The sequence below is a fragment of the Streptomyces sp. NPDC002324 genome (assembly GCF_053593335.1).
The window spans coordinates 19140-32952 of record NZ_JBSFCF010000066.1 but is presented as its reverse complement, the minus strand read 5'-3'; the positions used below and the strand labels follow the sequence as shown (position 1 = coordinate 32952).

General features: G+C 70.7%; 12 protein-coding genes and 2 pseudogenes. 7 read left to right on the top strand and 7 right to left on the bottom strand.

What is annotated here, in order from left to right; translation table 11 throughout:
- On the top strand, positions 1–683 hold a 683-nt coding region (locus tag ACWCRJ_RS43000; RefSeq protein WP_450944430.1), incomplete at its 5' end, for an ABC transporter permease.
- Between the two features lie 308 nt (positions 684–991).
- Positions 992–1819, top strand: a complete 828-nt coding sequence (locus tag ACWCRJ_RS42995; RefSeq protein WP_450944429.1) for a class I SAM-dependent methyltransferase — start codon at positions 992–994, stop codon at positions 1817–1819.
- 318 nt (positions 1820–2137) lie between these two features.
- Here the strand turns inward: ACWCRJ_RS42995 and ACWCRJ_RS42990 are convergent, their stop codons facing one another.
- Both ACWCRJ_RS42990 and ACWCRJ_RS42985 read right to left on the bottom strand, forming a co-directional pair.
- Positions 2138–2809 (bottom strand): hypothetical protein, encoded by a 672-nt coding sequence (locus tag ACWCRJ_RS42990; RefSeq protein ID WP_450944428.1) that lies wholly within the window; start codon positions 2807–2809, stop codon positions 2138–2140.
- A gap of 58 nt (positions 2810–2867) precedes the next feature.
- The gene (locus ACWCRJ_RS42985) at positions 2868–3329 is read right to left on the bottom strand and encodes a VOC family protein (protein WP_450944427.1); all 462 of its coding nucleotides are present in this window, start codon (positions 3327–3329) and stop codon (positions 2868–2870) included.
- Between the two features lie 407 nt (positions 3330–3736).
- Between ACWCRJ_RS42985 and ACWCRJ_RS42980 the strand changes: the two genes are divergently transcribed.
- Positions 3737–4486, top strand: coding sequence for a hypothetical protein (locus ACWCRJ_RS42980; protein WP_450944426.1), 750 nt, complete (start codon positions 3737–3739; stop codon positions 4484–4486).
- Between the two features lie 64 nt (positions 4487–4550).
- Here the strand turns inward: ACWCRJ_RS42980 and ACWCRJ_RS42975 are convergent, their stop codons facing one another.
- Together ACWCRJ_RS42975 and ACWCRJ_RS42970 are read right to left on the bottom strand one after the other, a co-directional pair.
- Positions 4551–5237 carry a GntR family transcriptional regulator gene (locus tag ACWCRJ_RS42975; RefSeq protein ID WP_450944425.1) on the bottom strand — a complete coding sequence of 229 codons (687 nt, stop codon included), beginning with the start codon at positions 5235–5237 and terminating at the stop codon, positions 4551–4553.
- 22 nt (positions 5238–5259) lie between these two features.
- Entirely contained in the window at positions 5260–6339 is a 1080-nt protein-coding gene (locus tag ACWCRJ_RS42970; RefSeq protein ID WP_450944432.1) for an amino acid racemase, read from the bottom strand.
- Positions 6340–6369: 30 nt separating this feature from the next.
- Between ACWCRJ_RS42970 and ACWCRJ_RS42965 the strand changes: the two are divergent.
- Positions 6370–6774 (top strand): annotated as a pseudogene (locus ACWCRJ_RS42965) (lyase family protein); the annotation flags it as partial.
- A gap of 303 nt (positions 6775–7077) precedes the next feature.
- On the opposite strand, the gene ACWCRJ_RS42960 reads toward ACWCRJ_RS42965, so the two are convergent.
- A complete protein-coding gene (locus ACWCRJ_RS42960) occupies positions 7078–9135 on the bottom strand; it encodes an RICIN domain-containing protein (RefSeq protein ID WP_450944424.1) in 2058 nt (685 codons plus the stop codon).
- Between the two features lie 486 nt (positions 9136–9621).
- Positions 9622–10677 carry a LacI family DNA-binding transcriptional regulator gene (locus ACWCRJ_RS42955; protein WP_450944423.1) on the bottom strand — a complete coding sequence of 352 codons (1056 nt, stop codon included), beginning with the start codon at positions 10675–10677 and terminating at the stop codon, positions 9622–9624.
- Positions 10678–10856: 179 nt separating this feature from the next.
- Between ACWCRJ_RS42955 and ACWCRJ_RS42950 the strand changes: the two are divergent.
- The 3 genes and pseudogenes from ACWCRJ_RS42950 to ACWCRJ_RS42940 form a co-directional block, all read left to right on the top strand.
- Positions 10857–11348, top strand: a pseudogene (locus tag ACWCRJ_RS42950) (ABC transporter substrate-binding protein); the annotation flags it as partial.
- A 57-nt stretch (positions 11349–11405) separates the two neighbouring features.
- Positions 11406–11900 carry a MarR family winged helix-turn-helix transcriptional regulator gene (locus ACWCRJ_RS42945; RefSeq protein ID WP_450944431.1) on the top strand — a complete coding sequence of 165 codons (495 nt, stop codon included), beginning with the start codon at positions 11406–11408 and terminating at the stop codon, positions 11898–11900.
- Positions 11901–12140: 240 nt separating this feature from the next.
- Complete coding sequence (locus ACWCRJ_RS42940; protein WP_450944422.1) at positions 12141–12767, top strand: DsbA family protein; 627 nt, start codon at positions 12141–12143, stop codon at positions 12765–12767.
- A gap of 29 nt (positions 12768–12796) precedes the next feature.
- Here ACWCRJ_RS42940 and ACWCRJ_RS42935 read toward each other — a convergent pair whose 3' ends face one another.
- Complete coding sequence (locus tag ACWCRJ_RS42935; RefSeq protein ID WP_450944421.1) at positions 12797–13765, bottom strand: alpha/beta hydrolase; 969 nt, start codon at positions 13763–13765, stop codon at positions 12797–12799.
- Positions 13766–13813: the final 48 nt, after the last annotated feature.

Below are 13813 nucleotides of genomic sequence, written 5' to 3'. Positions count from 1 at the left end.
CGCCGATCATGCTGCTCCTGCTCTTCGTCTACATCTTCGGCGACGTGATGAGCGCCGGCATCGGAGGCAGCGACCGCTCCGACTACATCGCCTACCTGGTCCCGGGCGTCCTGCTGATGACCATCGGCAGCAGCACGATCGGCACCGCGGTGTCCGTGTCGATGGACATGACGGAGGGCATCATCGCCCGCTTCCGCACCATGTCGATCCACCGCGGCTCCTTCCTCATCGGGCACGTCGTCGGCAGCGTGCTGCAGTCCATGGCCAGCGTGGTCCTCGTCGGCGTGGTCGGTGTGGCCATCGGCTTCCGGTCCACGGACGCGACCCCCCTGGAATGGCTCGCCGCGTTCGGGCTGCTCGCCCTGTTCTCGCTGGCGCTCACCTGGATCGCGGTCGGCATGGGCCTGGTCAGCCCGAACGTCGAGGCGGCCAGCAACAACGCGCTGCCGCTCATCTTCCTGCCGCTCATCTCCAGCACCTTCGTGCCGATCGACGCGATGCCGGGCTGGTTCCAGCCGATCGCCGAGTACCAGCCCTTCACCCCGGCCATCGAGACCGTACGCGGTCTGCTCCTCGGCACCGAGATCGGCCACAACGGCTGGCTCGCCCTCGCCTGGTGCCTGGGCCTCTCCGTACTCGGCTACTTCTGGTCGAAGTCGGTGTTCAACCGCGGGCCCAGGTAGCCGCCACGACCACGTCGATCGCCTCCCCCAGCGCGTCCGGCCCGAGGCGGCGTACCCCGACACCACGTCGGGGTACGCCGCCTCGTGGCTGGTCCTGCCGGACAACGAGGACGACGGAGCGCGCCGAATCGAACGACGGTGGAGCGGGCTGGAAGGACCGCGGTCGTGTGCCCTGCCTCTTGAGGGCCGAACGGCTCAAGCGCGGCGCGCCTCGGCCGTGCGGACGGGCGGGCGCCGGTGGAGGATCGGTGGGGTGGTGGCCTCGCTACGGTCGCCCGGCACACCCCACGGCGTAAAGAGGCTGACACATGCACGAACGCGCCACGGGCGACGGCCGCTACGGCGAAGCCGTCTTCCGTCCGGAACAGACGGGTGAGGATGAGCGGATCGACCTCGGCGCCCTCGCCTACGACGACATCACCATGGCTCGGCTGCGGGCACTCGGGGCGGGACCCGGATGGCACTGTCTCGACGTGGGTGCCGGTACGGGCACGGTCTCGCGCCGGCTGCTGGACGAGGCCGGGGTGACGAGCGTGCTCGCCGTGGACCGCGATGTGCGCTTCCTGCGCACCCAGCCCGTGCCGGGGCTGGACGTGCTGGAGGCCGACATCACCGCACCGGGCTTCGCCCCGGGCCGGTTCCGGCTCGTCCATGCGCGCTTCGTGCTCATGCACCTCGCCGAGCGCGACCGCCTGATCGCGACCTTGGCCGAACTCCTCGTGCCCGGCGGTGTGCTGGTGCTCAGCGACGCGGTCGACCTGACCAGCGACCGGACGCCCGTGACGCCGTACACCAGGGTCATGCGAGCGATGTGGCAGGGGCTGCGGGCCACCATCGGCACCGATGTTTCCTGGGTGCCGTCCTACCCGCATCTGCTGCGGGCGGCGGGCCTCACCTCCGTCGCGGCCGAGATCCATGTGCCGCCCCTGCTGCCGGGCGGTCCCCTCAGCCGCTTCTGGGCGGACACATGGGAGCGGAGCCGGGACGCCATGCTCGCGACCGGCCTGGTCGACGACCGGGCCGTCGACGCGGCGGTCCGGTACCTGGGCTCGGACGAGTGCGCCGCGTTGTCGGCCGGCATGCTCACCGTCTGGGGGTGGAGAACGGCGAACGAGGTCTCGCGTCCGTCGATGTGACCCACGCGCCTCGGCCACGTCGACGAGGCGGGGCGGTGCGGTGCGTCTCCTGACGTTGGCCGAGACATGGCTGCCCGTCATCACCACTGCCTGTGATGATCATTGCTTGTCCCGCGGCCAAGGGGGTCGTGGTGAGGGGGACCGACAATCCGATCACGTCCAGCTCCAGCACATGGCGTTGCGCCGGCACCGAGAGGATCGCCGTCGACGTGTTCGCGCAGGCCTGTGCGATCAGATCTGCGTGACACCGACTGTCTGAACCGCCGTTCTCAGGCCGGGGAACTGACCGTCGCGGCTCGCGGCGACAACCGGATCGGGTCATCGCCCCGGCCGTCGGAAGTGGGCGTAGGGCGGATACGGCTTGAAGCAGACCAGCATCTCCAGGGGGTGTCCGCCGCCGGGTCGCTGGACCAGGGTCGGCAGTGCCGTCATGAGTGTCGAGCGGCCCTTGGCGACACCCTCCTGCAGCGGGCCCCAGCCCGCCGCGTGGGCTAGGGACATGGCGGTTCCGGCGAAGACGTCCCGGCTGCCGAACAGGAAGAACGTTCGGGCGTGGGTGGCGTGCCGCAACTCGTCACGGTTGTCGGTCCGTTCGTGGCGTTCGCGCCAGGCGGTGGAGTCCCGGTCGGTGCGTGCCTCGTCGGTGTGGACGGTCAGTGGGGTGCCGTCGACCAGCTTGCGGCGCAGCTCGGGCCATGCGCTGGGGCGCAGCCCGAGTGTGTGGTGGGCCAGGACGAGGTCGACCAGCTCGCCCACACCCTCGTCGGGCGGCAGGCTGTCGCGCAGTGGTACGTGCACGATCGTGTGCCGGGAGTAGGCGGCGAAGGAGAACAGTGCCGCGAGGCGGTTGAGCCCGTCGTGGTCGCCGAGCAGCATCCCGATGGGCTCGGGAGCGCGCAGTGTGGTGTGGCGAAGGGGTTGACCGGGTTGGACGACGCGGTGCCGGCGGGGTCCGGTCCGGGGCCTGAACTGTCGCAGCCTCAGCCGCATATGGAGAACCTCATGGCCTTGAGGATCGCGCTGTGCGAGTCACCTCGGCAACGGAGATTCAGTCGGACATGGCCTCCCCGGCCCGCTTCTCCATCTCCTCGGGCGGGACGTCCTCCACGTGCGTGGCGACATGCCACCGGTGACCGTAGGGGTCCTCGAACTGCCCGACCCGGTCGCCGTAGAACTCGTCCTTAACGGCGTTCACCTCGGTGGCTCCTCGGGCGAGGGCCTCGGCGAAGGCCGCGTCCACGTCCTCGACGTACACATACAGGTGCACCGGTGTGCCGCCGAGTGACCTGGGTCCGCGGAACCCCAGCTCCGGGAACTCGTCCGCGACCATGACGACCGAGTTGCCGATCTGCAGTTCGGCATGGTGGACCTTGCCGTCCGGTGACGCCATCCGCATGCGTTCCGTGGCGCCCAGGACAGCCACGTAGAAGTCGATCCCGGCCGCCGCGCCGTCGACACAGAGGTACGGCGTGACGCGCGGGTCGTCCTCCGAGAAGGGCTTTGTGCTCACTGTCTGCCGCCTTCCGACAGGTGGTGTCCGTTGCTGTGTTCGGAACCGTTCATCGCCGGCGCACAACCGTATTCGCCACCCCGATGGTTGCCGGGACACAGCACAAGCCTGTCACTCATCATCGGACCACGCAGCCAGACGGTGGGTGCGCCTGCCGCACGCCACCCGTGGCACGGCTGTGGCCTGCGACAACGCAGGCTGGTGCTCGCCTGACCCCTGACACTCCGGGCCCTGCTCCGGACGTCGTGCGCGAGCATGTGCAAACGCCTGCCAGGACGGCTCACGCACCTCGTTCTCGTCGGCGAGCACCCCCTCTTCGTAGGAATCAATGCAGACAGCAGGGTTGTGGACTGGGAAGGGTGAGTAACATCCGCACACAGCACATTCATTTGTCGGGAGGGACTGCCATGACCGAAACACCTTCGGAGACGACTGATCTCAAGGCGCAGTACACCGCTCAGGTCGCCGCCGACCTCGAACGGAACGCCAAGGAACAGGAGCGTCTCCACGGAGAGATCGACGCTCTGCAGGAGCAACTCCGCAATCTGCAGCAGGACCACAGTGTGCTGGCGAACGTGCAGCAGGCACTCGGGTTCGTGACACCTGACACCGCTCCCGCGGCCGAGGAGGTCCTCGCAGCCCCCGTTCCGCGGCAGAAGACCGCCGCCACCCCGCCGGCCACCAAGCGCACGCGTGCGAAGAAGGCCGAGAAGGTCGAGAAGGCCGCTCCGGCACAGGGCGCCAAGCAGGCGAAGAAGCCCGCTGCCGCGAAGACCGCGGCGCCCAAGACGGCCGCGACCAAGACGGCCGCCGCCAAGACCGCGGCGCCCAAGTCGACGGCTTCCAAGTCCGCGGCCCCGAAGGGCCCGAAGAAGGACCAGCCCACCCTCGTCGAGCTCATCCGCCGGCACCTCACCGAGCAGAGCGAACCGCGCTCCGCCGCCGAGGTCGCCGCCGCGCTCACCCAGGCCCACCCCGACCGCCGTATCCAGACCAATGTCGTCCGCACGACGCTGGAAGGGCTCGTCGCCAAGAGCAACGCCCAGCGCAGCAGGCAGGGCTCGTCCGTCTACTACACCGCTCCCGACGCGCCGGAGCAGCCGGCCGCGCCGTCCCAGGCCGAGGCCGAGGCCGAGCCCGCACCGGCGAACGCCTGAGCCGACTGTTCGGGGGCCGGCGTCGTCGCCGTCGTCGAGGTGGTCCGGGTCGTCCGCCGATGTTCTAGTCGGTGGCCGTCTCGGCGAACTGGTTGGTGTCGAAAAGCTGGTTGATGTGTCCGCCCAGTTCGGACCAGTGGCGTCCGGAGAGTTCGGCGGCGGAACGGGCGTCTCCATCGGCACACACGGCGATGAGGTCGTCGTGGTGTTCGATGGTGTTGCGGCCGCCGAGCAGGGTGGAGAACTTGCGGTGGAGGATGCGGTGGATCTGCGGGTGGAGCTGCTCGACGATCCTGCCGAGTACGGGGTTGTCCGCGGCCTCGATGGGGACGGCGTGGAAACGGTCGTCGGCGTCGAGGGCGGCACCGATGTCGTCGGCGGCGACAGCCCGTTCGAAGTCGCGGTTGGCGTCGCGCATGCGCCGGAAGTCGTGCTCGGTCATGACCGGGACGGCTGTCTCGATGGCGAGTCGGTCCAGGGAGCGCAGGACGGCGAGGGTCTTCTCCGCGTCGCGGCGGTTGAGGGTGGTGATGCGGGTGTAGACGCCGGGTTTGGCCTCCACCAGGCCGATGTCGGCGAGCCGGGCGAGCGCCTCGCGCACCGGGGTGCGGCTGAGGCCGAGGCGCTCGGCGAGCTCACCGTCCCTGACCTTCTCGCCGGGGACGAGTTCGCCGCGCACGATGGAGTCGCGCAGGCGATGGAACACCTCGTCACTGAGGAGGCGGCGGGAGACAGGGCGGTCGAGTGACATATTGCGTACGGTACATCGCCGCTCACTCCCCCGGCGCGGCTCCGCCTCCGTCCAGGACCCGGCGCACCAGAGCCCTGGCCAGGACGAGCGCCGGGTCGACGAGGGGGACGTCCACGGCATGCGCGGGAAGCCCGAGGGGGACCTCGGTGCAGCCGGCGATCACCGCCTGCGCGCCCCGCTCCGTGAGGCGCCGGGCGGCGCGGGTCAGCAACGCGGTCGTCGTGGCGTCGTGGACACCTGCCTTCACCGCGCGCACGGCGGTCATGACCTCACGTTCCTGGGCGTCGGCGTCCGGCAGGAGCAGGCGGATGCCGAAGCGGTCCAGCCACTCCTCGTAGAGGCCCGCGCGGACGGTTCCGGTGGTGGCGAGCAGTCCGACGGTGTGGATGCGCGGACTCGGCGTGGTCAGGTGCCGGGCCACTTCTCCGATCATGTGGACGATGGGCAGTCCCACATGGTCGGCGATACGCGGGACGAAGGCGTGCGCGGTGTTGCACGGGATGGCGATGACGGTCGCTCCGGCCTCGCGCAGGACACGGCTGCCGTCGAGCAGCCAGGGGGTGGGGTCGGGGCCGTCGCCCAGCAGGGCCTCGGTGCGGTCGGGGATGGTGGGGTCGGACCAGATGACCGTACGGAGATGGTCCTGGTCGCTCGAACCTGGCGTCGCCGAGACGAGTTTGGTGTAGAAGGCGCCGTAGGCGTTGGCGAGGAAGACCAGGGCGGCGGCCTGGTAGAGGACGGAGCCGTCGGTGTTGAAGGAGTAGCCGAGCGGGACCACGAAGGAGGTCGTCGACCGGCTGAGGCCGAACGCCTCCAGCCTGCCCATCAGCGGGGCCGGCACCGATTCGGAGCTGCGGGTGACGAAGGCGATCCCGGCCAGCCCGGCGATGGACCTGAGCAGGTCGAAGTACCGGATGCGGTACATCGCGGCGATGAGCGGGAAGAGGACGCCGACGACGACGGCCAGGCCCGCGTAGACGACGGCGATGAAGCCGATGAGGCTGCTCAGGTTGCCGAAGCCGTAGTGGGCGACGTCGTAGGAGATGAAGCCGAGCACTCCCAGCGGTGCGATCCGGATGACGTAACCGACGGCCTTGAACATCACCGAGGCGACGGACTCCAGTACGGCGGCTTGCTGGACGCCGTCCCCATGACGCTGGGCCAGGAGTTCACCACCTACGCCGTCATGATCGAGGAGGACCGCGGCCGATTCACCGAGGCCGCGGCCCTGCTGCTGGAGTCCAACCGCGGCGGCACCGCGATCGGCACCGGCATCAACGGCCACCCCCGCTACGCGGAACTCGCCTGCGCGTATCTCGCCGAGATCAGCGGTGAACCCGTCCGGGCGGCGGGCGACTTCATCGAGGCCACCCAGGACTGCGGGGCCTTCGTACAGCTCTCGGGGGTCCTCAAGCGCGTCGTCGTGAAGCTCTCCAGGACCTGCAACGACATGCGGCTGACCTCCTCCGGCCCCACCGCCGGACTCGGCGAGATCAACCTGCCGCCGGTGCAGGCGGGTTCGTCGATCATGCCCGGCACATCGGCTACGCCGCCTGCACCGCCCTGGCCCGCCAGGCCCTGGCCACCGGCCGCCCCATCAGGGACCTCGCCGCCGAGGCCGGTCTGCTCACCGCCGGCCGACTGGACACGCTCCTCAGCCCGGATAACCTCACCGGACTCTCCGCCCGACCGTCGACGCGGGCCGTGCAGGCCTGAGGGGAACGGCGGAGCAGGGCCTCCCGGCGCTCGGCTCGCATCGCGATGCCGGTGTGCCGTGGGGCCCTGCTCCGTGGGGACGTGATCGACGTGGGGACGTCGCCGAAGTGGCTTCGTCGGCCTGTCAGTTGACGCGGACGATCTTCCAGAGTTGGTCGTCGAGGTTCACGTCGTTCCACTGGACGACGGCGGCGCCGTTGCTCGTGGAGGACTGGGCGACTCCGGCGTGCAGGCCGCTGTCGACGTTCTCCAGTTCGTAGTAGCCGTCGCCCGCCTCGACCAGTCTCCACTTCTGTGTGTCGGCGGCGGAAGGTGTGGTCTGGACGACGGCCGCGCCCGGGGCGGTGGAGGCGTCGCGCACGGCCAGGTCGAGACCGCTGTTGACGTTCCTGATGGTCCAGGCTCCGCCTCCCGCGGACTGGAAGGTGAACAGCTGGCAGGAGCAGGCGGAGTTCTGCCACTGGCCCGCGGCCGTGCCGGTGGCGGTGGAGCCCTGGGGGATGTCGATGTACTTGCCGCTGTTCTTGTTGACCAGGACGTACTGGCCCGTCCCCAGAGGCGGCAGAGCGGTCTGGGTGAAGTCCCAGCGCTGGCAGTCGCACCCGGTGCCGCTCCACTGCACGGCGTCGGTGCCGGTGGCGGTGGAGGCGTTAGGGATCTCCAGATACTTGCCGGTCACCCGGTTGGTGATCGTGTACCCGCCGGCCTGGTGCGGGGCGACGGCCCACTCGTGGTCGAGGGTGCCGTTGTCGTCCCACTGCAGGACGCGGGCGCCGTTGGCGGAGGACTGGTTCTCCACCCCGAGGACCTTGCCGCTGGCCACGTTGAAGATCTTGAAGTAGCCGGACGGCTGCTGGACGAAGCGCCACCTCTGGTCGGTGGCGTCGGTCGCGGTCCGCTGGGTGGCACCCGTGCCGTTGGCGGTGGAGCCGCCGGCGATGGTGAGCCTCAGGTCGCTGTTCGCGTTGGACAGGGTGTAGGTGGCCCCGTCGGAGATACCGCCGCCCAGGTCGACGACGCTGTACGTGACGGGGTTGACACCGCTGCTGCGTGCTCGTCCCCCGCTGAACACCATCACGCTGTGGCCGTCGGTCAGCGGGAGCATGCCCCGGCTGTAGCCGCCGGCGACGTTGGAGCGCATCCGGGTCCAGGCGTTCGCCGCCCCGTTCTCCGTGTTGACGAACAGGTCGTCCTGGCTCTCGCCGCTGAGGACGAGGGTGCCGTTGGGGCCGCCAGCGGGCAGCCAGGTGATGAAGGGCGCACCGCTCGGGATGACACCGTCGGTCGAGCGCAGCACCCGGCCGGTGACGGAGCCGAAGCCCTCCGGGTCGGCGGAGATCTTGTAGTAGACGGAGCACCGGCCCTCGGGGGCGTTGCAGTACTCATAGCTCATCACGTGGTTGCCGTTGGGCAGCCGGGTGACGACCGGCATGCCGGGCCGGTCGGCATAGGTGGGCATCGACACGTCGTCGACGACCGGGCCCCAGTTGCGCAGGTCGGTGGAGACCTGGTGGACGACCTCCTGGCCGTGGGCGGTGTCGCGCTGGTCGGAGTAGTAGACGATGAGCTTGTCGCCGGAGAGCAGGAAGTACGGCTCCCAGACGGGCGTGTAGCCGTTGCTGGAGATGGCCCGGCCGCCGGTCGCGATGTTGGTCACGAAGGTCCAGCTCTGGCCACGGTCGGTGCTGGCGTACAGGTCGATCTTGGTGCCGCCCCGGTCGGCCGGAACGGAGTCACCGGCGGCGAGGATGGTCCCGGCGGGGAAACCGCCCATGGCCCGGGGAAGTTCGAACAGTTCGGGCTCCCAGCGCATCCCCCAGCCGTTCTGGGTGTCGGCGACCTCGGAGATCTTCGTCCAGGACTTGCCGTTGTCGGTGCTGCGGTAGATCGGGAAGACCGGCGTGCCGGAGGTGTACTGCTCGAAGGTGGCGAGCATGGTGCCGTTGGCGGAGCCGTTGTACTGCAGGCGCATCGCTCGGGGGTAGAACGTGCCCGGTGAGGGCGCGTTCGACGGTGGTGTGTACAGCGTCTGCGCCGGACGGGACTCCGCCGCGGCCCGGCCCGCGGCGGGCAGGGTCAGCGTCCCCAGGGCGAGGAGCAGGGACACCATCAGGGTCAGGAGGGAGAAGGGACGGGAACGTGTGGCGGCGCCGGGTCTGGCGCCCAACTGTGCAGAGGACATGTGCGGCTCCCACGGGAAGGGATGGGGTTGTGTGTTTCGGTGCCCGCCGCTCCCCGGGTCGGTCCGGTCGGGAGCGGTGGAGTTCGGTGGCCGACATCGACCGGCCCGGAGGGACGACGACGCGGCGGCGGCACGGGCGTCCGGGAGCCTCGCGGTCATGCGTGCTTCGGACGGCAGGAGGGGGGTTCAGGGCGTCGGCTCTCGCGCGCTGCGGGAAGTCAGAAGGGGGAGAGGCTCTCCCGGTGGTGGTGCACGGGCTGTCGGTCGTGGCGGGCCGGTCGGTCGGTCGGTCGGTCGCGGGGAGGGGAAGGGAGGGGACAACGGAGGGGCACGGCTGTCCTGGCCGGCGGTGGGGCCACGATGTGACAGCGGGACGGCTGGAGCTGTCGGGCTTGGCGCGGCGGTGAGAGGGGCCACCGGTCGCGGCCGGACCGTCGAGGTTCCAGCGGTCGGCGTTCGCCTGGCTGCGCGAGGTCGACGCCCGGTTCAGCCCGTTACGCGGTCGCGGCCTGACCGCGGAGGCGCGGTCGAGCCGCGGATGACGAGTTCGACCGGTGGTTCGCTCGCCGGAGGCGGTTCGGTGTCGGGCGCCTCGATGGCGTGGACGAGGAGCCTGATCCCTTCCCGTGCCGCTTCGTCGAAGGGTTGACGCACGGTGGTCAGGGGCGGGGTGACGTAGGCGAAGACGGGGTTGCCGTCGAAGCCCACGACGCTGATGTCATCCGGCACCCGGCGGCCGGCTTCCCGCAGGGCGTGGATGAGGCCGATGGCCATCTCGTCGCCGGCGGCGAACACCGCGGTCACGGTGCCGTCGGCGGCCAGCCGGCGGCCTGCCTCGTAGCCGGAGGCGGGCGACCAGTCGCCTTCGAGCAGGGGAGGTTCGTGCGCTCCCCGTGCCGCGAGCGCCGCCCGCCAGCCCTCGGTACGGTCCTTGGAGGCGTACCACCGTCCCGGACCGGCGAGGTGGTGGACCGTGGGGTGGCCCAGGTCCAGCAGGTGTTCGGTGGCCGCCCTCGCCAGGTCGTACGCGCCCACTCCCACGGTCAGGGTCCGGGCGGAGGTGAAGGCCGGTGGTGCCCCGAGGAAGAGGAGCGGCACGTCGACGCCCACGTGCACATCCCCCTCGACGATGGGTTCGGAGACGACGATGCCGTCCACGCCCTGTTCCAGGAGTGAGGTCACGGCACCGGCGATGTCGTCCGGTTCCCCGTCCATCGTGTTGACCATGCGCAGGGCGTACCCGGCGTCCCGTACGGCTCTCTCGATGCCGACGAGCAGCGAGGCGGTTCCGTATCCGGCCGTCCCCAGTGCCACGACGCCGATGGACCGGTTGCGGCCGGAGGCCAGCGCCCGGGCCGCGTGGTTCAGCCGGTAGCCGAGTTCCTCAGCGGCTTCGAGGACACGTCTGCGGGCGTCCTCGGAGACGTAGGGCTCGTCGTTGAGGACGCGCGACACCGTCTTGCGCGAGACACCGGCCAGCCGGGCCACGTCCGCGCTGCGCGGCGCGGCCGTCGCCGTGCCGTGCGCCACCACTCGTGTCATCGCGTCTCCCGGCGGGCGTCTGCCCCGTATCGAGCGAGGTCAACCATATGACCGCGCGGTCACTGACCGCGCGGTCATATCTACGTGGACGGAGGGGCCGTTCGTCAAGAGTGCCGACGGAATTTCTCGCCGCAGAGGGCCTTTTCGGAGTGGTCGGCCGGTCCGTGCCCCCTGGGGTCCACGACGTACGGGTCGACAACCAGTTCGCCACCGACACCGTCGTACCGGACGTCGTCCAGTTCCAGACCCTGCACGACTTCGACCGCTGGAAGACGCAGGGCCGCCTGCTGCACTAGAGGCCGGCCGGGTTCTCCAAGGTCCATGAAGCGTTCCAGGATCCGCAGGGTGCGTGGGTCGCCACCGGAGCGATCACCTTCAACTTCCTGTACGACACGGCGACGGTCGGCGCGAAGGTCCCGTTCACCCCGCTCACCCCGCTCGACCTGGTCGACCCGCAGTGGAAGGGCAGGATCGCCTCGTCCAACCCGCACGACGACGACGCGATCCTCTACCTGTTCTCCCTGTACGCGCGCACGTACGGCTGGGACCGGGTGGCCCGGTTCGCCGCACAGGACGTCCAGTTCGCCCGGGGCAGCAACTCCCCGGGCGACGCCGTCTCGGGCTCCACCCAGGGGCGTAGCCGACCGGGCCCGGCCGGGGGCCGTCCCCCTTGGTCACGCCAAGATCGGTACGGTGGCAGGCGGGACCAGGAGAGGGGCGGCACGGCCGTGAGCGAGCAGGCAGGGATCAGTACGGCCAAGGAGGCCGCCGACCACGAACTCGTGCTCGCCTTCGGGCGACTGCAGGGGGCGGCCAACCGACTGGAGTACATCCTCGGGCGGGCACTCGAAGTCGAGTGCGGGATCAGTCACCTGATGTTCGAGGTGCTGCTGATCCTCGGCCGGGCGGGCGAGCCGGGACTGGCGATGCGGGCCATCGCCCAGGAGCAGGTCCTCACCACCGGCGGCGCCACCCGGCTGGTGGACCGCATGGAGGCGGCGGGGCTGGTGGCCCGGGCGGAGTCCCCCTCCGACCGGCGCGGCAAGCTGGTGCGGCTGACGACGCTGGGCGAGGAGACGACGGTGCGCGCGGCTCAGGTCCATGTGGAGAACATCAAGCGGTACTTCGTCACCCCGCTCCCGGAGGCGGACCGCGAGCGCTTCGCCGAAGATCTGCGGATCCTCAGCCACACGGCTCGGGACGTCCTGCCCCGGCTGCCCTGACCACACCCCGAAGCGGCGGCCGAGGACGGCGGCAAGCAGCGTCGCGGGCGCCCGCGACGGCGGCCCCGCCCCGGCGGTCACCGCCGCGCCGGCCGCCGGTGCCCCAGCCGACGTCCTGACGCCGACCAGAGCCCTGTGACCTCCTTCACAGAGCCTCGCCGAAATACCTGACACGTCAGCTACCGTTCTGTCAGGTGACCGCCCGCACCGGGCGACCCGTCACACGCTGTTGAGGTCACCATGAAGCTGGTCTACGTTTTCGACGCCTACTGCGGCTGGTCCCACGGTTTCTCCGGGACCCTCCGCGAGGTGGTCTCCCGCCACCCCGAACTGTCGGTGGAGGTGGTCTCCGGCGGTCTGTTCACCGGAGCGCGCCGGGTGCCGATCCGCGAGTTCGGCTACGTGCAGGGCGCGAACGCCCAGATCGCCGAGCTGACCGGTGCCGAGTTCGGCGAAGCGTACGAGGAACTGATCGCCGACGGCTCGTTCGTCATGGACTCCGAGGCCGCGGCCCGCGGTGTGGCCGCCCTGCGCCAGGCGGCCCCCGACCGCGCCTCGGCCCTGGCCACGGACGTACAGCACGCCTTCTACGCCGACGGCCGCAGCCTGTCCGACCCCGTGACGTACGGTTGGGTCGCCGAGGCGGCCGGGCTGGACGCCGACGCCGTCGTTTCCGCGTTCGCCTCGCCCGAGGTGCGGGCAGCCGCCGAGGCCGACTTCCGCCGCGCGGCCGAACTGGGTGTCACCGGCTTGCCCACCCTGCTGGCCGTCGACGGCGACTCCGTGATCCCCCTGGCCTACGGTCGCGCCACCGCGGACGAGGTCGGCCGGCGACTGGCGTCCCTCGGGGCCACCCGTACCTCCTGACCGTCCCCGTCCGGACCGGCCGTGTTCCCTCACTCCCCCAGCAGCCGCCGCAGCCACCGCAGCCGGGCCTCCCGGGCGTCGACGGAGAGGGTCGCCTGCGGCACCAGACCGTCGAAGCCGTGGAACCCGCCCGGCCACACGTGGAGTTCGGCGCTTCCCCCGGCCTGCCAGATCCTGGAGGCGTAGGTGACGTCCTCGTCCCGGAAGGTCTCCGCGGAACCCACGTCGATGAAGGCGGGAGGCAGACCGGACAGGTCGGCCGCTCGGGCCGGGGCGGCGTACGGCTCGACGTCGTCGGTGCCGCGCCGCTCCCCCAGCAGAGCGCTCCAGCCCGTCTCGTTGGCGGTGCGGTCCCATACGCCGAGTCCGGCCATCTGATGGGCGGACACGGTGTCGTTGCGGTCGTCGAGCATCGGGCACATCAGCAGCTGGCCCAGCAGCCGCGGGCCCCGGCGGTCGCGTGCGAGGAGGGCGAGAGCCGCGGCGAGTCCGCCGCCCGCACTGCCCCCGGCCAGGATGACGCGGTCCGGATCGCCGCCGATCTCCTCGGCGTGCGCCGCCGTCCACAGCAGTCCCGCGTAGCAGTCCTCGATCGGTGCCGGGTGCGGGTGCTCGGGGGCGAGGCGGTACTCCACCGACACCACGACCAGGCCCAGTTCCTCCGCCCAGTCCAGGGGCAGGCCCAGCCGGTTGTGACCCACGATCATGCCGCCGGGGTGGGTGAAGTAGACGACGGGTCGTGGGCCGGGCACCGAGGTGGGCCTGCATATCAGCAGCGAGACGTCCGGCGCGCCCGGCGGGCCGGGCACCGCGCGCTCCTCCACGTCGAAGAGACCGCCGCAGCTCAGTTCGCCGATCGTCAGGAGAGGGACGTCGCCGTTGAGCCGCTCCCTCGCCGCGGGGATGTCGTCCGGGGTCGCGGTGGTCGGTGCCAGGTCGCCGAGTTCGACGAGGGCGGCCGCCAGTTCCGGGTCGAACGGCGGAGGGGGCGTGGTCATCTGTACCTCCTGCGAGTTGATCGTCCTGATCGTCGACGTCGTCACGGC